The 21188-nt window shown below is 43.8% G+C and carries 16 protein-coding genes; 7 read left to right on the top strand and 9 right to left on the bottom strand.

Features of this window, described 5'->3' with window-relative positions; genetic code table 11:
* Window positions 1–154: 154 nt before the first annotated feature.
* The 5 genes from LC653_RS38190 to LC653_RS38170 form a co-directional block, all read right to left on the bottom strand.
* Window positions 155–1666: a beta-barrel domain-containing protein gene (locus LC653_RS38190; RefSeq protein WP_229500513.1), complete on the bottom strand. Its 1512-nt coding sequence runs from the start codon at window positions 1664–1666 to the stop codon at window positions 155–157.
* Between the two features lie 5 nt (window positions 1667–1671).
* Complete coding sequence (locus tag LC653_RS38185) at window positions 1672–3819, bottom strand: peptidase domain-containing ABC transporter (protein WP_229500511.1); 2148 nt, start codon at window positions 3817–3819, stop codon at window positions 1672–1674.
* A gap of 6 nt (window positions 3820–3825) precedes the next feature.
* Window positions 3826–7110 (bottom strand): type 2 lanthipeptide synthetase LanM family protein, encoded by a 3285-nt coding sequence (locus LC653_RS38180; protein ID WP_229500509.1) that lies wholly within the window; start codon window positions 7108–7110, stop codon window positions 3826–3828.
* A gap of 252 nt (window positions 7111–7362) precedes the next feature.
* On the bottom strand, window positions 7363–7611 hold the full coding sequence (locus LC653_RS38175; protein ID WP_229500507.1) for a mersacidin/lichenicidin family type 2 lantibiotic: 249 nt from the start codon (window positions 7609–7611) through the stop codon (window positions 7363–7365).
* Between the two features lie 402 nt (window positions 7612–8013).
* Window positions 8014–8298, bottom strand: a complete 285-nt coding sequence (locus tag LC653_RS38170; protein WP_229500505.1) for a mersacidin/lichenicidin family type 2 lantibiotic — start codon at window positions 8296–8298, stop codon at window positions 8014–8016.
* Window positions 8299–8566: 268 nt separating this feature from the next.
* On the opposite strand from LC653_RS38170, the gene LC653_RS38165 reads away from it, so the two are divergent.
* The 4 genes from LC653_RS38165 to LC653_RS38150 all read left to right on the top strand — a co-directional run bounded on the left by LC653_RS38165 (window position 8567) and on the right by LC653_RS38150 (window position 14450).
* A complete protein-coding gene (locus LC653_RS38165; RefSeq protein WP_229500503.1) occupies window positions 8567–9772 on the top strand; it encodes a sigma-70 family RNA polymerase sigma factor in 1206 nt (401 codons plus the stop codon).
* A 66-nt stretch (window positions 9773–9838) separates the two neighbouring features.
* A complete protein-coding gene (locus LC653_RS38160; RefSeq protein ID WP_229500501.1) occupies window positions 9839–10990 on the top strand; it encodes a DUF1822 family protein in 1152 nt (383 codons plus the stop codon).
* Window positions 10991–11226: 236 nt separating this feature from the next.
* The gene (locus tag LC653_RS38155; RefSeq protein ID WP_229500499.1) at window positions 11227–13584 is read left to right on the top strand and encodes a CHASE2 domain-containing protein; all 2358 of its coding nucleotides are present in this window, start codon (window positions 11227–11229) and stop codon (window positions 13582–13584) included.
* Between the two features lie 56 nt (window positions 13585–13640).
* A complete protein-coding gene (locus LC653_RS38150) occupies window positions 13641–14450 on the top strand; it encodes a DUF928 domain-containing protein (protein ID WP_229500497.1) in 810 nt (269 codons plus the stop codon).
* 403 nt (window positions 14451–14853) lie between these two features.
* On the opposite strand, the gene LC653_RS38145 is transcribed toward LC653_RS38150, so the two are convergent.
* The 4 genes from LC653_RS38145 to LC653_RS38130 all read right to left on the bottom strand — a co-directional run bounded on the left by LC653_RS38145 (window position 14854) and on the right by LC653_RS38130 (window position 17821).
* Entirely contained in the window at window positions 14854–15543 is a 690-nt protein-coding gene (locus tag LC653_RS38145; protein WP_229500495.1) for a hypothetical protein, read from the bottom strand.
* Window positions 15544–15545: 2 nt separating this feature from the next.
* Window positions 15546–16013, bottom strand: coding sequence for a hypothetical protein (locus tag LC653_RS38140; protein WP_229500493.1), 468 nt, complete (start codon window positions 16011–16013; stop codon window positions 15546–15548).
* A 3-nt stretch (window positions 16014–16016) separates the two neighbouring features.
* On the bottom strand, window positions 16017–17042 hold the full coding sequence (locus LC653_RS38135; protein ID WP_229500515.1) for a tyrosine-type recombinase/integrase: 1026 nt from the start codon (window positions 17040–17042) through the stop codon (window positions 16017–16019).
* 485 nt (window positions 17043–17527) lie between these two features.
* Window positions 17528–17821 (bottom strand): hypothetical protein, encoded by a 294-nt coding sequence (locus LC653_RS38130; RefSeq protein ID WP_229500491.1) that lies wholly within the window; start codon window positions 17819–17821, stop codon window positions 17528–17530.
* A gap of 279 nt (window positions 17822–18100) precedes the next feature.
* Between LC653_RS38130 and rpaB the strand changes: the two genes are divergently transcribed.
* From rpaB to LC653_RS38115, 3 genes are all read left to right on the top strand, one after another.
* Complete coding sequence (gene rpaB / locus LC653_RS38125) at window positions 18101–18871, top strand: response regulator transcription factor RpaB (RefSeq protein WP_229500489.1); 771 nt, start codon at window positions 18101–18103, stop codon at window positions 18869–18871.
* 25 nt (window positions 18872–18896) lie between these two features.
* Entirely contained in the window at window positions 18897–19577 is a 681-nt protein-coding gene (locus LC653_RS38120) for an SDR family oxidoreductase (RefSeq protein WP_229500487.1), read from the top strand.
* A 170-nt stretch (window positions 19578–19747) separates the two neighbouring features.
* Window positions 19748–21031 carry a multidrug effflux MFS transporter gene (locus LC653_RS38115; RefSeq protein ID WP_229500486.1) on the top strand — a complete coding sequence of 428 codons (1284 nt, stop codon included), beginning with the start codon at window positions 19748–19750 and terminating at the stop codon, window positions 21029–21031.
* The last annotated feature ends 157 nt before the right edge of the window (window positions 21032–21188 follow it).

The following is a 21188-nucleotide window of genomic DNA, read 5'->3' as shown; positions in this document are numbered from 1 at the left end:
AGCACGGGTCAGATTGCTGGGGTATGCTTTACTCATGTTGCTCTCTCAGTGCTGTCTACTATCTATTCACAGCGTATACTGAGAGAGCTTTTTTACCATCTCTCCGACTTTTCAAACAGCCTCTAAGATTAGGTAATGCTTTTCAAAAAAAAAGTTACAAATCAGTCATCAACCTAGCCTTACGGAGAAAGAATTGCAGTACCGTTTCTTCACGGGAAATAATATCAGTCCTACCCTCCATGCCCAATTGAATGTGACACTGGTTTTTCCCTTTACCTAAAACCAGAGTTTCCGGTTCAATAGTCACTTCATAGAAAGCACCAGGCACAGCAGCTTTTGGACTAGTAGTCGCATTAGACATAGATGCATTTGTGCCATTCTTTTGAGGAGCGATCGCATCTGGAGAAATCGCTTGCACTTTACCATTGAGAGTACCATAATCTGGGTAAGGGCAAGCGCTCACCCGCATTTGGACTTTTTGACCAATTTTTAACTTACTTTGATTTTCAGATGCCACTGCTGCTTTCAAAACCTGAGGCGCATCAGTGGGCACAATTTGCAATACTTCTTCGCCAGCACGCACAGTTTGACCTGGATTTCGCAAATTGAGTTGGAAAACTATACCATCGGCAGTAGCTGCGATTGTGGTTTGAGCTAAATCTATTTCCACTTGTTTGAGTTCGCTAGTATCACGTTCTAACTGCTTTTCAATTTCAATCCGTTGCTTAACTAAGGCTTGGCGTTCCTTTTCTATTGTTGCTTTGTTGCTTTCCCCTCCGGCTTTTTCTTGAGCGATCCGCTCAGTAGCAACAGTTACTTCTGTATTACTTGGATTTACGGCAACTTGGGCGCGTTGTCTTCTAACAATGACAGCAGATACTGCTTGTTGTAATCGTTCAATTGTCTGTTTTTGCGCCTCCACTGCTGCTTCTTGCGCCTTTACCGCTTGCTCTTGCTGTTTGGCAGATAATTGTGCTTCTTCCAATTGATCCTTAGATAGCGCCCCAAGGGCAGCTACACTCTCATATCGGTTCTGTTTTGACTGGGCTACACCCAAAGCAGCTTCAGTTGCATGGAGATTCGCTTGTGCTGTTTTTAACTGTGCTTCCCCAGTCTGCAATTCTTCCTCAGCAATTTTGACGTTGGCATCAGCTTCCTGGAGTTCGGAAACAGTGGTAATATTTTTATCTTGATATTCCCGACGGCGACCGCTCAATTCGGCTTGGGCGCCAGTAATAATCCGGTTTACGCGGTCAGTTTCGGCTCGAATCTGGCTGTTGAGGGCATTAATCTGGGCATTGATTTGCACTAGTTGTAACTTAGATTGTTGAATACTAGTTTGCAATTGGCTTTTTCGGGTTTGCAGACGGGAGTTATCGATAGTGGCAATAACATCTCCTGTTTTGACAACTTGATTTTCTTGGACGGCGATGCGCGTAATTGTGCCTTCTGTGGCAGCCTGAACAATCTGCAATTCACCAGCAGGACGGACGGTTGCCTGTGCTTTGACAGTTACCTTATATTTGGTCGTCGATGCAAGTGCGATCGCTACTCCTACCGCACCAACGATCAATAGTCCGCCAAGCTTTGCCCAAAAACTAATTGGTGGCAGAAAATCGGAGCTTTCAACTAATGGCAGAAAATCTTCTTTAGGTGTACTGACCATACATTTCAAGGAATCAGGAAGTCTAAGTGATCTCCGGCTTGATGGCGTAAATCTTCCAAAGCACCTTGCAGTTTCAATTGTCCTTGTTCCAGCAAGACGATCCAATCGGCACGCTGAATCACCCTCGGACGGTGGCTAATCATAATTGTGGTTTTACCCTGGCGATGGGTTAACAACTTGTCTAGGACTTCGGTTTCACTTACTGGGTCGAGGGCACCTGTGGATTCGTCTAAAATTAGTACGGGTGGATCATTGACTATTGCCCGTGCTATAGCTAATCTCTGTCGTTGTCCACCAGAGAGATTGGCTCCAAATTCCCCTAAAACAGTTTGATATTTCTCTGGTAGTTTACTGATAAATTCGTCAGCACCAGCCATCTGGCAAGCTCTAACTATGCTCTCAAAGCTGAGATCAGGCGAACTCAAGCGAAAGTTTTCGATAATTGACCGACTCCAAAAGTGGGCTTCTTGGGGAACCAGTACCACTTGTTGCCGCAGACAATTGAGGGAAATGTCTTGTTGGTTATAGATACCAAAGCGAATATTGCCAGACTGAGACGAATATAACCCCGCAATCAATTTTGCCAAAGTACTTTTACCACAGCCGGATTTGCCGATCAGGGTGATCGCTTTGCCTCCGGGAAGGGTGAGGGAGAAGTCTTGCAGTAAGTCAACTCTGCCAGTGTGATGAAAGTTAAGCTGGGTGCAGGTAATGTCTGTGCTGTTGGCAATTGTCACCCAAGGCTTGATGGTGTTGTCTGGAGTTTCTGGGGTAGCGTCGATAACTTCCGTAAGTCGCCCAGTAACGGTTTTTGCACGGGTGAATTCATCGACAAAGCCAAGTATGGTATCAATAAAAGAGTTAAAATTAGCATTGATGCCGTTAAATGCCAGTAGTTCACCAATAGTTAATTCCTTACCAATTACAAGGCTGCTGCCTACCCACAACAAGGCAATACTACCGATGTTGGCAACTAAGTTAGAGAAAATGCCGTTGAAGAAGCCGATTTGAATCGTGCGGAAGGAGAAGTTAGCAAGACGACTATAGCGGCTTTGAAATTCTTCCCAAAATTGGGGAGCAGCAGAGGTGGTTTTTACGGTGATGGCTCCTTTGAATGTTTCTACTAATACCCCTTGGTTTTCTGCCGATAAGACTAAGAGATTGCGGATTTTTTGTTGGAGAGTGGGTAAAAAAATCAGGGTTGAGAGGGTCATGAAAACGGCAATTAGCATCGCAACTGCTGTAAGTTTTAGGCTGTAGAACAGCATGAAAGCCACCGAAGCCAGAGCAATAAAAAATTGGCTGGGTAGACTAACAACAGCTTGGGAAACTAAATAATTAATTTGTTGAATATCTTCTAGACGACTGACTACTTCACCACTACGTCGGGATTCGTAGTAACTTAGGGGCAAGCGGAGAATTTGGCGTCCGAATTCAAAGATTAGCTCTAGTTCTAGACGCTGGGCAAAGTGGGCAACAAGGTTAGATTGTGCTAGTCGGAGACTACTGCTAACGAGGTGCATGACGATTACAGCGATCGCCACACTAGTAAGCAGATGGGTATCACCGCGTACCAGCACATCATCGGTGAGCATTTGCAGCAGAAAAGGGGAAGCTAGGGAAAATAGACCAAGGACTGCATTCAGCAGGAAGGTTTGGGCAACAATGGCGCGATAGGGCAAGATGCGTTTGAGGAAACGACCCAATCCGCCAATTTTCTCTTTTTCATCCGACTGGGTAAAAAAGCGCAATGGGTCTGGTTCTAGAAGCAGCATGACCCTGTCTGTCCATGCCTCTAAGAACCACTTTTTGTCCAGATACTGGATACCGACACTAGGGTCAGCCACTACATATTTGTTGCCCCGTTTACCGTAAAAAACTACCCAGTGATAACCTTTCCAATGAATGATAGCTGGTAGAGGCACGGCTTTTTTATTGACAACTTCTAGGGGAACTTTAACTCCTCTGGCGTGGAAACCAAGGGCTTCCGCGCCTTGCTTCAATCCCAATAAAGTGGTGCCTTCTCTACAAGTTCCTACAGCTTGCCGGATAGTGTTGATGGTAAAGGTTTTGCCATAATGTTTGGCAACAGAAGCAAGACTTGCAGCGCCACAATCTTCTTCATTATGTTGTTGAATAAGCTGGTACTTCATTATCTTTTAGGCAGTGAGGGCAAACTCTGCGGTTTTCTGCACTACGCCCTTCAGCTTCGGAGGCTCCAGCACTAGCACCGAAGGAATACGCTCTGGTGCAGCCAGTCGCAGTAATCCATAGCCAATACCGGCCAGTCCAGTCATTAAACCAGGAGTCTCCACTCCTGAAGGAACGCCACAAAGCCAACCATGTTGATTAATGCTTTCAAGAATAATGGCAGCAAAGCGATCGACTTGAGGTTGCCACTGGAACTTATCGAGAGTGAGACTGGCTTGCAAAAGCAATTCCAAGTTGCCCAAATCACCGTGACACAGAGAGTGATTATTACCAAATCCTTCGGCTAGGGTAGTTTTCAAAGCGGTGTCGATCTCGGAGCGGATTTCAGCATCATCAAGATGAGGAAGACTGCGTAGACGAGCTAACCCAATTCCTGGCGCACCATGACACCAGGCGTTCATACAAAGATTTTGATCGTCTTTGTCTGCTAAGACGGTATTAGTAAAATTGCGTAAATCCAACCAATTTCCTGCTTCGGGGAGGAAGTGACTTCGCTCATATTCAATGGCAGCTATAGCTGTAGTTGCAAAACGTTGCTCGCCTGTTACTGCTGCCAATTCTAGCAATGACGCTGCTATTCCAGCCGCACCATGAGAAAAACCTGTCAGTGGCTTCTCTTCAAACATCTCATCTTTCCAAGTCCAACCAACACCATGCGCCATCATTTCAGCACGGGCGATGAGTAAATCGCCACATTTAATTGCGACGGTAAGAGTATCATCGGCAGGTTTACATTTATACAGAGCGAGTAAACTGCTAATACATCCGGCAGCACCACTTATAATGTCAAACTGCGTATCTTGCTCAATCAAATCGGGAAGACATTCAATTATCTTTTCCGCTTCAGTCATTAACTCTGGTTGATTCCATAACACCGCTAGATGGGTTAGGGTATAGATGATTCCTCCCCAGCCACCAAAAGCTCCAATCTGTTTGAGTCCCGATCGCAATTCTTCTATTTGAGAACGCATAGTTCTGAATGCTGCTCGTGCCAGATTGGTATAACTTTCTTCTTCTGTAGCCTTACCAAGATAAGCTAGAAAGAGTATTATTCCAGGTAAACCATCATATAAATCAAAGCCTAAAGATGCGAGGGACCAATGACGCTCGCCTAAAAAAGTTAAACCAATCCAAGAGGCATCTTCTTCGCCACGTACTGCTAAGAAATCTAGGCGATCGCCAATAGCACGGGCAGCAGCTAATAGTTGATCTCGGTTTGCGATTATCTGTGGCTCTGCAATCGAGTAGCCTGGAAAAGCAGCGTTAGATAATCCCATATAAACTGTTGCCAGAGAAGCCCGAATAAACCACTGCTGTTGTGCCATATCCAAGTCGCTCAACTTCTCTAAGCGACGGTAGACCATATCGATACTGGCTTCCTCAAGAAAATCCTTGAGACACTGCCCACAACTACCCCACACATCCCGCGAGTTTGGGTGCGTCACGAATAGAGGAATATCGCCGCGCAGCAAGTCTTCACGCTCTGCGGCGATCGCCTGCTTTAAGTAGGATCGATACTGAATCTGAAGCCAGAGTAAGTCAAAGTGGCGATCGCGTTCGAGAGCATCTCGCAACAGATCGGGATGAAAACTTCCGTCTAGCAAAAAACTATAGGTGCGGGTAAGACCGAGGATGACACGCACCTCATCCTCGGCAAAAGCTGCTATCAGTCCTTGTTTTGAAAGTAAATCTTCTCGATATTTAAGCAGCAACTGATAGATATTGGTAAACCCATTCAAGATTTCTTCGGTATACTCGAGTAGGTTAACATTAGCACCATCTAAAGTAGGTAGATTCTGATCTGGTGGCATCTCCATCCGCTTACGTGCCAGTCGCATCTCATCAGTTCCCATATCTTCCCAATAAGGAATCTGATTAGGAGTGAGTTGCCCGTGTTTTGAGCCTAAACCACTAAGATCGATGCCTTCAGATTGAGCGTTGCCCCAAACACGCTGCGGCAGCAAACCTATACCCAAAACCGAGTCAGCTATTTTGTCGCTGACAACTAAATTGGCTTGGGAGTTATCCATCTTACCGACTTTGGGATGGAAGAGAGCTTCGAGGTCAACCAAAATCGGATGCTCACCAGCAGCAATTAAATTCTCGGAATGAAAATCAGTCGCTTGCAGGGCATAGAGCAAAGCTAGATAGCCGCCCTGACGTTGGTAAAAACGCTGGATTTCTGCTAAAGTTTTACAGCTTTGGGCCTTAACAAACTCGACCCAACCATAGTTGCCACGGTCTAGAAGTTTTAAGATGCGGAAAGGTGGGTGATCGCCACGCTCATTCAGCCAAGTGAGGAGTTCTTGAAAATGAACATCCACTGCCAGGGATCTCGGTTTGTAGACCAATTGCAAACCCGAACTGAATTTGGCGATCCGGACAGAACGTCCTCCTCGATGGCTGTCTCCAGCACCACCTAGCAACTCCACCAGTAAACCCGGTTCATGTTTAGGACTGAATTTAGCTCGGATTTCATGCCAATCTGCACATAAGTGGTGGAGAAATTCTAGACTAAATGTTAGCCAATGATTTATGCAAATAGTGGTTTGGCGAGCCAAGACAGGATATTCTTGCAAAATAGAAAGGGCAACATCTCGCTGACGCAAGCGCTCCACAAAACTGCGAAACCGTTCTTGAGGTGTATCACCGGTAAGCAACCCTTGCAGGCGAGCCACATTCAGTTCTAATACTAGAGTGCGATTTAAGATTTGACGTAACTGTATTGTCAAATTTGTCAAGAGCATCTCTGTAACTGTCTTCGGTTCAAAGGGTAGTTCCGAATGCTGCTGACTTAGACTCTCGATACCTTCAGACAGACGGTTCAATCCTTGGCAGATTAGCGGCTCAACTAAGTATAAAAACCAACTAGTTTCTACGTTCTGCGTTGCTTCTGGGAGATGAAACTGCTCAGAATTAGTTGAAAATGCCTCGGCAATTTGTTTTAACCAAGTCGGAGTTTCGGGGAAACGTTCTTGTACTGCTTCAATGGGTTCACCAAGAAGTGATAAAAATTTCTCGTCATCGATCCCATCCATCGCCAAACGTTCGGCAAAGTAAGATTCCTTTGGAAAAGGATCTTGATCGCGCCATCGTTCCATACGATTCTGAGCAAAATCTGCATTTATCTGCTTATTTTGAATTTGATTTGCTAATACTGAGAGCGATGCAATCCGTTCTGTTAAGGTAATAGCGCGATACCAGTTAGAAGCTTGAAAGTATGCTCGATTCACAGTCTTTGACTCCTAAAAATAAGGTGAAAGTTGTTGATATTGCATACGCAGGAGGAGAGGAATCTCTGTGACTCCTCTCCTCACGATTACCTAACCACCTTTCGAGCAGGTGTAAAGCATAGGTGTCTGAGCTTTGAGGTTCATAGTAATCGAAAGGCACCATTCTCAATTACCAGGAAAGAACTCAGAGTCCTTACTCAATAGGTTGGCACAAATAAACTTTAGTGAAGATGGCTAATGGCTAATAACTAATTACCAACAGATGAACAAGTTTGTTTTCAATGGGCCACACCCGTCGGTTTTTGTGCAGTTACCCCCTGTTCCTTGACCTGTACCACCACCGCCACCCGGACGCTTACCTCCTGCAATCGTTTCTAAAATCTCATCTGACAGGTCAGCTATTCCTGCTGGATTGTCAGGTAGCATATAGCGTTGTTCCTGACTCAAACTTTCGCGATAACTTCGATCTTTCCAAGCGCGAATGATGTCTTGTTGTGACATTATTGTCCTCCTTTAAATAAGTGAAATATTATTAACCCGGCAACTGTTGAGATCGGAGTAGATATTGACTCCGGCAAAGCAGATCAATGCCTTGTTTTACAAGCATTTTGAGCATTTTGACCATCTTTCTGTAAATGCAATCTCTTTTATTGCCGAGTTAATAAGTAGCTGGACATCGTTGAAGTAAGGATGAGTTTGGGGGTAGAGACGGTTCTACTCCCTCTCTAGGGGAAAAGCCCCCACTCCCCCTTCTGACAATTAATTAGAACTACCTACTTATCGCCGAATCGTGAAGACATTGATAGTTTTATGTCTGAACGATTCGGTTAGAGTTTATACTGCTTAGACAGACCTTTCCACTGGTCAGACGATTATCTGACGAGCGTTAACTATCACCACGCATTAGCATCCGGCGCATTTTGAGCAGTTACCGCCTGTTCCTGCCCCTGTGCCGTAGCCGCATTCTGAGCTTACGACTTTTGTGCACTTACCGCAGTTACCGCCTGTTCCTGCCCCTGTACCGCCGCCCCCGCCTGGACGCCTGCCTCCTGCAATAGTTTCCAAAACCTCATCGGACAGTTCAGCGATCCCTGCTGGATTTTCAGGTAGCTGAGAGCGTTGCTCTTCACTCAGACTTTCGCGATAACCTCGATCTTTCCAAGCGCGGATAATATCTTGTTGTGACATTATTGTTCTCCTTAACAAAAGTTTTAACTGTTCAGAAAGGGGTATGAGTAGATAAATTTTAATTCACCTTATTTGCACTTTTTTGTAGTACTTACTAAGTGAATCTCTCTGCATATCACTCTTTACGACGACTTTTAATTTTTATGCACTTGGATCAGAAATTTTTTAAAAAATCTGTAAAATCCTTATCCAGTAAGGAATTAGCTTTTGGCTATATGGCTGTATAATTGAAATCAGCTATGGTTCAAACAACGGCAGCAAGTATTACATGCAACCCCGGCAGGGCATTGTTGAAATTTTTTCTACATTTTTGCAATTTGATCTAGAGCAATTTAGTGGTTGGGCAACAGATGCCAAACTGCGACGCAGTATTAAAAGTTGCTTGGAACGGTCTTCAAAACAAGAATCAGATACCTTTTGGGCAATTTACTGGTATCAAGTTTGGCACAATCAACCCAGTTCTCTAGCTGTGGGACATATTTCTGCTTATTTACAAGAGGTGTGCTATTGGGCTGCAAGAAAATTTGCCCGAAACTTTTCCACTCAATCCTCTGTAGCAGACTGTTTTCAGATTGCGATCGCTCGTGTGCAGAAAATACTCAAAACTTTCAATCCTCAATATAGCTCGAATTTGAAGGGCTACGCTGAACTTGCCTTTGAAAGCATTATCAAGGACGTGCTGCGATCGCGTCGAGAAGCAGATATTTGCTCAGACTGGGCATTATTACATAAACTCAGCCGCAAACGACTAGTACAGTCATTACAAAATGTAGGATTTAACGCTCAAAGCATTGAGAGTTATCTTTTAGCCTGGGAATGCTTTAAGGAACTCTACACAGGTGACAACACAAAAATTCGCCAGCTTACCAAACCAGATGCTGTGATTTGGGAGGCTATTACTAATCTTTATAATGCAGAACGTTTAAGCCGATTGAGTTCACCCTCTCCCGCAGTCAACCAGCAAACCATAGAAACCTGGCTATTATCTTCTGCTAAAGCTGCCCGTACTTTCCTCTATCCTAAGGTTGTTTCCGCAGACGCTCCCCTCAAAGAAGAAGATGATGGCAATTTATTAGATATATTGCCTGCAAATTTACAAACATCTTTACTAACGGAAATTATTGAGCAGGAAGAAGCTGCGAATACACGAAATCAGCAAGCTCAGTTAAACCAAGTTTTGTCCCAAGCGATCGCTGCACTCGATGCTGAGTCCCAAAAAGTACTACAAGCTTACTACGTTCAACAACTGACTCAACAAGAAATTGCTGCACAGTTAGAAATTAAGCAATATACTGTTTCTCGTCGCCTGAGCAGCATTAAAAAGTCATTGCTTTTGACTCTCACGCAATGGAGTCAAAACACCTTGCATATTTCTCCTAAATCAGACGTAGTAGATGCCATAAACACAAGCTTAGAGGAATGGCTTAAAGTCGAATATAGCCATACCCAGATCCAATCAGGAGACAAGAAGTAATTTTGTCTCCCCCATCTCACTTAACTTTTTATATGGTCTTTATATGGAGCCATTCCAAAATTATTTATGTTGAACGCACCTCCCCCATTTACGATTGACTCGCAGCATTTGTACTTGGAAATTACCCAATCTCCAGAGGCGCAAGAACAAGCATACTCAACAGCTGGTGCTTGTCAACGTGGGTGGATAAATAAAAAATGCTTGCAAGCATTTTTGCCTTGGTTCCAGGAGGAAATTGCTCCCACCGCCAGGGTTTATCCTAATAGTGCAGCATTGCCGAGTTTTTGGGAAGTAGTCAATGGCACAGCTATTACTTTTGATCGCGATCGGCTTGTATTAATTCCCACCCTTGCTATGGATGACGATGAGTTGCGCGTACCGCAAGAATGGGTAGATATTCCAGAGTGGGTTGCTGACTATTACGTAGCAATACAGGTCAATCCCGATGATGGCTGGATGAAGATTTTTGGCTATACAACTCATCAAATTCTGAAAACAAAAGGAGTTTATGATCCTGGAGATCGTACTTACAGCTTGGAAAGTGAAGATTTAATTTCAAATATAAATGTGCTATGGGTTACACGCCAACTTAATGATCCAGAAGCCTTACGCGCCCAGATTGCACCTTTAGATCCTATTACCAAAACTCAGGCAGAAAACCTTTTAGAAAGGTTGGGTCATCCCGATGTGAAATTCCCGCGCTTGGGAGTTCCATTTTCACTCTGGGGTGCGCTTCTGGCACATAGCGGTTGGCGAAAAAAATTGTATGAACTCCGTCAGGGTTTACTCATACAGTGGTCAATTCCGCAATGGTTGCAGACAGGAGTAGCGAATTTAGCTCAACAGTGGGGATGGGAAAAAAGAGAATTTGTCGTGGTGCCTGCCAGAATGCGGAGTGCAGAAACATTCTTTGGCTTGTCTCGGGAAATAATAGTTGCAGAGCATACATACGAGTTACGTGTTTTCCCAAAAAGCGCTTCTGAGGACTATGTTTGGCGCTTTGAATTGCGAAGTACAACTCCTAGTGGTCAAATTCCTGCTGGGTTTAAGCTCCGACTACTAACGGAAGACTTACAAGCTTTTGAGAACAATGAAGATACGGCAACAACTCCTGTAGATATGTTGTATTTGGAAGTAATCTTGGAACTAGGAGAAGGATTGGTTTGGGAAATAGAACCCGCACCTGAAGACTATGATTGGGAGATTTTGCGGTTTTAAGAGAGAGCATTGGACAAATTTGCAAAATTTTTTTTTACGTACCTGCGTGAAAACTAAAAGTATCGTAGAAAGCAACGGAGTCATTGCTTTGGGCAGTCACCGAACAGAGGTATACCTAAAAGTGGGAGGGTTCTTCAAGAAACTGTAATGGTAAATAATTAACTGGACTTTGTAGTTTAGCAACCAAGATACAACCAAGATAATAGATACAACTGATCATCTGTGGAGAACTAGCTGTGGGCAAGTTAGTCATCTTAAAGTTAGGGGAGGGAAATTTTGAACAAGGGTTTCCCGTGACGCTACAGATTGGCGATGAAAATGTCCGCCCTAGTGTGGAAATCACGGGTGCGCTTCCCCCAAACCCAGAAATTCTCCGCGATTATTACCGTTGGCAATCTATTTATCGTAATTTAAGGTTGCCATCTCGTCCTATTGGTTTACATAAGGAACTTAAGCAAGCCCCCAGCCTAGAAGACTGCCAGCAGGTGGCTGATGAATTTAAAGCACGTTTTAATACTTGGCTTGCTTCCGATTCCTTTCGTCCTATCCGCGAAAAATGGTTAGAAAAACTCATGCTTGCGGATAATATCCGTGTGCTTTTACAAACCAAAGACTTCCGATTACAGAAACTCCCGTGGCATCTTTGGGATTTAGTGGAACGCTATCCCCAAGCGGAAATAGCTCTGAGCGCTCCCGCCTACGAACAAGTCAACCGAATAACAACCACATACGACAAAGTAAAAATCTTAGCGATTTTGGGTAATAGCCAAGGAATTGATACCAAAGCAGACCAAGCGCTGCTTAATTTGTTACCCAATGCAGACATCACCTTTTTAATTGAACCACAATGCCAAGACCTTACTGACCAGCTATGGGAGCAGCATTGGCAGATTCTATTTTTCGCTGGACACAGTTCTACTCAGGAAACCAATGAAACAGGAAAAATCTACATCAATCAAACTGAAAGTCTAACAATTAGCCAGTTAAAGTATGCGTTGAAAAAGGCAGTGGAACGAGGTCTAAAACTGGCAATTTTCAATTCCTGTGATGGCTTGGGATTGGCACGGGAGTTTGCAGATTTGCAGATTCCTGAAATCATCGTTATGCGAGAGCCTGTACCTGATCGGGTGGCACAGCAGTTTTTAAAGTATTTTTTGGAAGCCTTCGCGCAGGGAGACTCGTTGTATTTAGCCGTAAGGGAAGCGCGAGAAAGGTTACAAGGGCTAGAAAACCAATTTCCCTGCGCTACATGGTTGCCTGTCATCTGTCAAAATCCGGCAGAGATGCCGTTAAATTGGGGGGAATTGTTTAGAAATGCACGTAATGTTCCCACATCTTTGTCTAAAACCACCCCTGTTAAAAAAAACACAAATCGGCTTGGCTTCTCATTGCTTTTACTGATCAGCATGGCAATGACTGGAATATTAACGGGAGTAAGGTATTTGGGTGTTTTGCAACCATTAGAGCTAAGTGCGTTTGACCAACTGTTACGCTTGCGTCCTCCTGAGAAACCAGACTCACGCCTACTGATTGTGACTGTGACTGAAGAAGATGTGCAGGCGCAAAAACAGGACAAACCTCAGGGTTCCTTGTCAGATAAATCACTTGCCCAACTGTTAGAAAAATTAGAGACATATCAACCACAAGTTATTGGTTTGGATATATACCGAGATTATCCAGTGGGTAAGGATTATCCAGCATTGGCAGAACGAATGCGAAAAAGCGATCGCTTTGTAGGGGTGTGTCAACTTAGCGATTCTCAAGCCGGAAAACTAGGTGTGAAGCCACCACCAGAAGTTTCTCCAAAAAGTCTAGGTTTTAGCGATATTGCCGTAGATTCAGATAATGTCGTGCGTCGCCATCTGCTAGCGTTAACTCCCTCACCTTCATCTCCTTGTACTGCCCCCTATGCCCTGAGTGTTCAACTTGCACTGCGTTACTTATACGCAAAGGGAATTAAGTTGCAATTTACCCCAGATGGCGCGTGGCAATTAGGGAAGCTGACATTTAAACCAATAGAAGCTCATACCGGAGGTTATCAAGGAATTGATGCTTTTGGACACCAAATTTTGTTAAATTACCGTTCCTCTGGTTCCCTAGAAGCGATCGCACCACGTATTACCTTACAACAAGTGCTAACGGGTAAGCTAAATGCTAATGCAGTCAAAGACAAAATAATCATTATTGGCACAACAGCAGAAACTTATCGTGATTACTGGTTAACTCCCTACACGACCCCTCAAGGGAAATTACAGGCAATACCAGGAGTTTTTTTACAAGCCCAGATGGTCAGTCAACTTCTCAGTACTGCTTTGGACGGACAACCTCTATTGTGGACTTGGCCACTTTGGGGTGAAGTAATTTGGGTTTGGGGTTGGTCTTTTTTAGGCGGTTTGCTTACTGCTAATCTGCACCGATTCACTTACTTAAGCTTGGCAGGAGGGATAGCTATTATCAGCTTATACGCTAGCTGTTTTATATTTTTTATTGTATATAGTTGTTGGGTTCCCCTGATCCCTGCTATGTTGGCTTTAGGAGGTAATAGTTTAATGGTTACAACTTACTTAAATATAAAATTTAAAAATAAATTTTGAAAAGTATTGCATAATCCCAAATTAAAAATTCCAAATTGTGTAACTCCTAATTTACTATGAAAATTTATTGGCAACAAATACTTGCTACATTCTGGATAGTTTTGTTGGGAATTATCGGCTATTATCCAATGATTCGGATGACACCAGTTGCTGCCGTTCCTGTTACATTTTCGCCTCCCCCACCGCCTCCAGACAGGGGTGCAACAGGCGAGCGCGGAGGAGCCGCAAGTCGTGGTTGTAGTGTTGGGAATCAGTCTGCCATTGCACTTGTACCTGTATACAAACAGACACTCAAACAAGGACAAACAGAAGCAGTTTCTGTTACTAAAGTTTGGGGCTTGACGACTGAAGAATATCCAACTTTTTGGTTTTTTGTCCCATATAAAAAATCTACAATTAATTCTATTGAGTTTGTTCTCAAAGATGAGTCAAGTAAACTAAGTCAAACTCTTTACCGAACAATAGTAACAATCCCAGAAACACCAGGAATTATTAGCATTCCCTTAAGCGCAACTACTCCCTCATTGCAAGTAGACAAGATGTATCACTGGTTTTTTAAGATGAAAATCATTTGCAATCCACAACAACCTGCACAACGGGAGTATGCGGAAGGATGGGTGCAACGGGTTAATCTAAATCCTAAATTAGTAGATAGCCCGGCGCAAGAAACTCCTCAGCAACGGGTAAGGCTTTATGCTGAGAATGGTATTTGGTACGATGCCTTAACTACTCTGGCTGAATTACGTCTTGCCAAACCTCAAGATCCAACTCTAGCGGTGGAGTGGATGAATTTGCTTAAATCCGTAGATTTAGAGAATTTAGCTAAACAACCCCTTATAAAATGTTGTCAAGCTAACGGGACTTAAACAAAACAGGAAAGAAAAAATGGTAAGAAAAAGCGGCATACCTTAAAGGCACAATTAGTAGTTGATCACTAGTGGGAAAATCCTCTGTACTGCCTATGGAGTTGGTCGTATACACGATTTTCGTTTACTCAAAAATACCAAAGTGCGTTTTGAGCGATGCCTACGGCTGGCTACGCCTACGCAGTTATGTTTAGCTGATAACTCTGCCTTTCCCCAACCAAGATCACCAACAGTTGCCAAGAACCCATAAATTGAGCAACCCGCTTTGAAAGCATGAAGCAAGCAACTTGCTCATCTTACGGTTACAGCGACAGTAGGAGCAGCCGCAATTTTTTATGTTCTCGTCCTCAGCGGAGACTAGCTTGATTTTATCCGCTTTTTTGGACTCTTTGACCGTCATCCCTCAAGGATGTTGCTGGTCATAAAAAGGAGAGCTTTTCACCCAGACATTTTGATTGTGATAAAAATCACCACGTTGTTCTAATGTAAACCCACCCAGCAATAATCCCAACCATACTTCTACCATCGGCATTTCCAACACACGTTGCAGTTTAACTAAAGAAATCTCATCTTTGACATTTATCAGGTAGTTAGCAATCACGCTCTGCCATTTTTCCACATCCTCATCTGATGCCAAATTGCGGACATCTTCTAAAGTTGTCACCTCATCGAGCATTGCCAAAACATTCGCTTTTTCAACAGGTGCTGCTACAGAATCACCCTCCTGGTTAGGAGATGAAAATTGGTGTGGGCCCTGTGGTTTAAAGGTTTGTGGTGTTTCCGGTTCAATCAAATCATCTAAATCCAGATGCATTGTTGTCCGCACTAGACCAGCAAAGAGATCGGCGCTAACAATTGGCCCCAAAAGACTATTGCGATCGCGGGTATCTTGCAACAGCACTTGGGCACGAGATTTAAGAATATCTGCAATCTGACTGAAGGCAAGCGCTGCAGTTGATAACTGTGCATCTATTGGTAAATTCTCTAGCTCGGCATCTAAACATTCCCACATTGGTACAAGTGAGGATGTCGCTGGAGATTCGGACAACTCATCTAATACATCCCAGATTGTTAATTGGCGGTATGTGGTCATCTCTAGGATTGTGGATGTAACGGGCAGGGTCTTACTGGGCAGTAGCTTGAGGCAATCTCAAACATATCTTTATATTGATATAGTGAAACACCATATTGTCTGGCAAATGCCTGCAACACCTGATCTGTATAGGCGCGGATCTTGCCAGCCGTTAGCCCAAAACAATGAATTGGTTCTAAGCGGCAAACAGGTTTTTGCCCCAGCCAGAGTTCTGCACCCAAGGCGTGTAATGGTTTATCCCCCGCTTCTTTATATAGATACAGAACTGCAAAATATGTTGCTGGTGGTTCGACTGCGATCGCATCAATTTCTGCTGAATTATTCTGGGAGCGGTGGCGATAGAATGAGCGGCGATTGTGCCAGACTTTTGGATTCCAACATCCATCCCCTGCTGTTCCATGCAGCACTTTAGCTTGGGTTGTTGGTAACTTGGCGCATAACTGACACTTAAGATCGAGTGGCTTAGGCATACCTTACTCCACTTGAGTTTCACCGATTGCACGATAGTAGGCAGCGATCGCAGCCTCCTGTTCACTGCGAAGGGTATAGCGCCGAAACGCTTTCTCGCTTTGATGCCCTGTTAATTTTCGTGCATGGCTGGGGTCAACTCCCAATAGCAATAAGTCAGTAGCGTAAGTATGTCGAAAGGAGTGAGGATGTAAATCCTCAATGTGAGCTATTTCACCGATTTTTTCTACAGCAAAGTAAATACCGTGATAACTCAAGCGTTCGCCCTTGTATGAAGCATGGTGTGAAATCATCAGTGGGCTAAGGCTGGTCAACACCTCTCCTTGCTGTTCGCGCAATTGCAAATACTCTGCTAAAACTTCCCGGCTTTCTTTTCGCAGTGGAACTAAGCGTGGTTCATTGGTTTTGGTGTCTGGTAAAAATAGCAGCTTGCCATCAAATGACCCAACATTTAGCTGTACAACTTCCCCTGCCCGGAGTCCATGACTGAGAATGTGAACGAGTGCTGTATCCCGTTGCTTTGTTTCTCCTAACAATTCTAACGCTGACCAAACCCGTTCCATCTGTTCTGGGGTTAAACTCTGGGCTGGCGGTAGAGGTACTTTTTCCAGTTTAATCCCCAGTGTGGGATTAGTAGCAATAATGTCAGGATACGTATAGCACATCCATTTAAAAAAGCTTTTGAGTGCAGCAACTCCGGCATTTATGCTGCTTTTTGAAAGCGGTTTACCTGCATCAGTCCGTATTTCATCTCTTAGGTATTCTTTGTACAAACCAAGGTGACGTGGGCGTAACTCATTAAAGTGCAATTGCGTCCATCCCAAGAATCTCTTTAGTTCACGTTCGTACAATTTTCGGCTGTTAGGCGCTAGGTTATTGCTGCGTAAAAATTCCAGTACCTTTATCCATCGAATATCTGTGGGTGTGCTAATTTTAACAGAACTTCTATTTTTTGTTGTTTGCACACTAGATAGATTTCTATCCAATGGTATCAGTTTTATCGAAGGTAAAGAATCTGTGCTATAATCCATCTTTAAACTAAATAAGAAACCCTTATCTTTTATCCGACTAAAACTACGATTAAAACTACTTTCCTTGATATATAACACTTTCACCAACATGCGATCGCGGAGAGTGCATGTTGGCAACGAGAATAGATACTATTGCGCTGCCGATAAATTTTGGTTATCCCTGGTATCGCCTATAATGGGTAATCCAGCAATACACAGGTTTGAAGTGCTAACTTCCAATTATAGTTAGCCGTAACTTATTATAGGCACAATGCAACTGTAACTTTGACTGAGTGCAAAGATAGTTTACAAAAGTTGCTCAGGCGGTTGCCATAATATTGGTTTAGCGAAGAGACAGAGGTATTGCTGCACAAGTAAGTATGCATTCGGGAAAACTTTTCTCCCTTGCTTGATGTGCTTGATGCCTGTCCCTCCTCTAAGATTCGGATTATGGATAATTGCAACTGCCTTGATGGTCAACCGTCTGGGAATACAAATTGTCTGCTTTAATTACAAAAATCATCTACCCGAATATCCCGCCAGACATCAGAAACCTGCCAGCCAGAGTTGCCCACCGATTGTACTGGAGGATTATCAAGAAATGGAATATAGTCAGGAACTCTAGGCTCTGAAATCGCTACTGGTTTCTCCTCAACCTCAACCACAGGGGCTGGAGAATTGACAGTATTAGCTTCAAGAAGTTGGTCTTCTGCCTCCTCAATTAGCTTCATCTGTCTCAGGGTAAGCTTATCAGATTTTTTGATGATCTTCTTGGTATCTATATCATTAGAAGTTTTCATTGAATATTCCCTCGAAGGCATTGGTTTAAAATTTGGATGAGTAAAGTTGCAAGAAGATAGGTATAAATAATTTGCACAGAAATAACAAGGTACACCAAATCGATGGAAAATACGAGTCTCTTGCTGAAGAATTTATTAATTGGATATAAATCTCTTTTTCGGGCAGATGCCCTAGCATAATTTAGTTGCACAGATGCAAGTATTAAGCCATCGCTTCTTTCCTCATAACTGTACTTCAAGATTGTTTTGCGTTTTTGACTCCTAATGAGCAGATAATAGATGGTTGAGAGTTCTCGCTGTGGAGGAACAGCGTTGAGAAACTTATCAGGTGATAAAGGAAAAATCCTGGTAGTAGATGACGAAGCCAGCATCCGCCGGATTTTACAGACGCGGTTAGAAATGATTGGCTACAGCGTAGTTACAGCTAGCGATGGTGAAGAAGCTTTGTCAGCTTTTCGCTTGTTGACCCCTGATTTAATAGTTCTAGATGTAATGATGCCAAAGCTAGATGGCTACGGTGTGTGCCAACAATTACGGAAAGAGTCAGATGTACCAATCATCATGCTTACAGCTTTGGGAGATGTAGCAGATCGGGTCACTGGACTGGAGCTAGGTGCTGATGATTATATGGCAAAACCTTTCTCACCCAAGGAATTAGAGTCAAGAATTCGCTCCTTGCTGCGACGAAGAAACGATAGAACAACTACTACTGCTATTTCTAATTTGGGAGTAATGGTTGTAGACAATCTCAAAATTGATACCAATAAGCGACAAGTCTACAAAGCAGGTGAGCGGCTTCCATTAACGGGTGTAGAGTACAGCTTACTAGAGTTATTGATGAGCTATCCCGGCAAATCTTTTACCCGTGGAGAAATATTGCAGCAAGTGTGGGGTTATAACCCAGAACAACATGCAGATACTCGTGTGGTGGATGTACATATCTCACGTTTGCGCTTGAAGTTAGAAGATGACCCGGAAAATCCAGAATATATACTTACAGCAAGAGGAAGTGGTTACTTTTTTCAACGAATTGCTCACCTAGAGAATTAATCATGAAACCGCTAAGGTTAGTGTTATGACTAAACTCATCTTAATTACAGGCATAAGTAAAGGTCTAGGTTATGCAATGACCGAGGGTTTTATTCAACAGGGGCATACTGTTATTGGTTGCGCTCGGTCATCAGATGCTATCGATAAAATACGTCATTCGTATGGTGCGCCCAACGATTTTACATCTGTAGACGTGGCAAATGAACAGCTTGTAAAAAAATGGGCAGAACATATACTGAACAAGTATTCACCGCCAGATATAGTAATTAATAATGCGGCAATTACCAATTATCCAGCACCTTTGTGGGAAATACCATCTGAAGAATTTTCTGATTTAATAGATATCAATATCAAAGGAGTAGCGAATATAATTCGCCATTTCGTACCAGCAATGGTGAAAAACAAGCGGGGTATTATTGTTAACTTTAGTTCTGGCTGGGGACGTTCAACTTCAGCCCAAGTTGCACCATACTGTGCTTCTAAGTGGGCAATCGAAGGATTAACTCGTTCTTTAGCACAAGAATTGCCGAATGGTATGGCAGCTATACCCCTCAATCCGGGGATTATTCATACGGATATGCTTTCTATTAGCTTTGGAGAAGAAGCTGCTAATTATACACCCGTGTCCGATTGGGTATTGAAAGCTGTTCCGTTTATTCTCAATTTAAAACCCCAAGATAACGGGATTCCCTTGACTATACATTAAAGAGTGAATCTCAATTCCGTAGGCGTAGCCCGTCGTTGATTGCAGGAGAGTTTCCATTAGAAAAACTCGGTGGTCGTCCCCAGTTAAAAATAATCTCATTATTCCCTACTTATTAACAAAGGTTTTAGATATGATCGCCCTATCCCAATCCCCTTTAACGAACTTAAAAAATGCGAATTCGACCCAAATCTCTAAGCTTTACGATCTTGTTGGGGGCGCTTTCTGCACTACCGCCCTTGTCAATCGATATGGGGCTACCAGCATTCCCGACAATCAGTGCGGCGCTGAGAACGTCACCAGGCGCGGTGGGACTAACACTTAGTTTGTTTATGCTTGGTTTTGCGATCGCGCAGCTCGGTTTTGGCCCACTTTCAGATCGTTATGGACGTAGGCCAGTTTTACTCGCAGGCTGTGGAATCTTTGCGCTGGCTGGTGTAGTTTGTGCTGCGGCACCATCGATCGGTACTCTGATTGCTTGGCGCTTAGTTCAAGGTGCCGGTGCTGGTGCTGGCATGGTGGTGACGCTGGCAATCGTCCGAGATTTATTTGATGGCCCAGAAGCACGGGCGCAACTTTCTTACGTCAACCTGGTGATGAGTGTAGCACCGATGATTGCACCTACAATCGGTGGATGGGTTTTGGCACTCATAGGTTGGCGGGCAATCTATAGTGTGCTAGCTGTGGGAGGATTACTGCTGGTACTGGCTGTTGCTTTTGGACTAAGTGAGTCTCTTGTTCAGCGTGATCTAAATGCAATCAAACCACATCGGCTAATCAATAATTATAGAAAAATTCTCACCAATCCCATTTGCCTTGGCTATGCCCTTGTGAATGCACTTAACTTTGGATGTATGTTCGCCTACGTTGCCGGCTCACCATTAGTGATGCTCAACGTTTTTGGTGTCTCAACTACAATCTACGGTTGGCTATTTGCATCAACCGCCTTTGGGATCATGGTAGGTTCATTCCTGAATGGGCGCTGGAGTCTCCAAGGTGTGCCACCTTCACGATTACTCAGTATTAGCTTAATTGTCGCTGTCGTTTCCACAGTGGCACTTATGATTGTGTCAGTGAGTAGTGCAGCCCAAGTCGCAACACTCATGCCATTGCTGGTGCTAAATACCTTTTGTCGTGGGATCATTTCACCGAATGCTATGCATGGTGCCATCCAACCAGTACCAGAAAGTACTGGAGTTGCAGCCGCCGTAGTCGGATTTCTGCAAATGCTCGGTGGCTCACTAGCAAGTGGGTTAGTGGCTTTCCTTTATAATGGGCACAGTGCGTTCGCTATGTCTGGTGTCATGGCAGCATTTGCGATCGGTTCTTACGCCGCCTATACTTTACTAGCACGTCCCGCCGAACGTCGTTATTTGTCGAACTACCAAGACGCCTTCTCTGCGAGAGGCTCCGCCAACGCGCAGCGTCTCGTAGATAAGAACGCCAAGAATTCCTAATAAGTGCGTAAGTCAATACCTTTGCCAAATAGACATCTCCGAAAATAGTCAAAGCCTTTGTGTGACTAGTTTAGAGCACGTAAATGCAATCATCTAAATTAGCTAATCTGTACGAGAAAATGAGGCTTTCAGATATTTGTTGTTGATAATTAGGCAA

The sequence above is a fragment of the Nostoc mirabile CHAB5784 genome (assembly GCF_020829645.1).
Classification (GTDB): domain Bacteria; phylum Cyanobacteriota; class Cyanobacteriia; order Cyanobacteriales; family Nostocaceae; genus Nostoc; species Nostoc mirabile.
The sequence above is the reverse complement of the archived record's forward strand: the minus strand, read 5'-3'. Positions and strand labels throughout refer to the sequence as shown.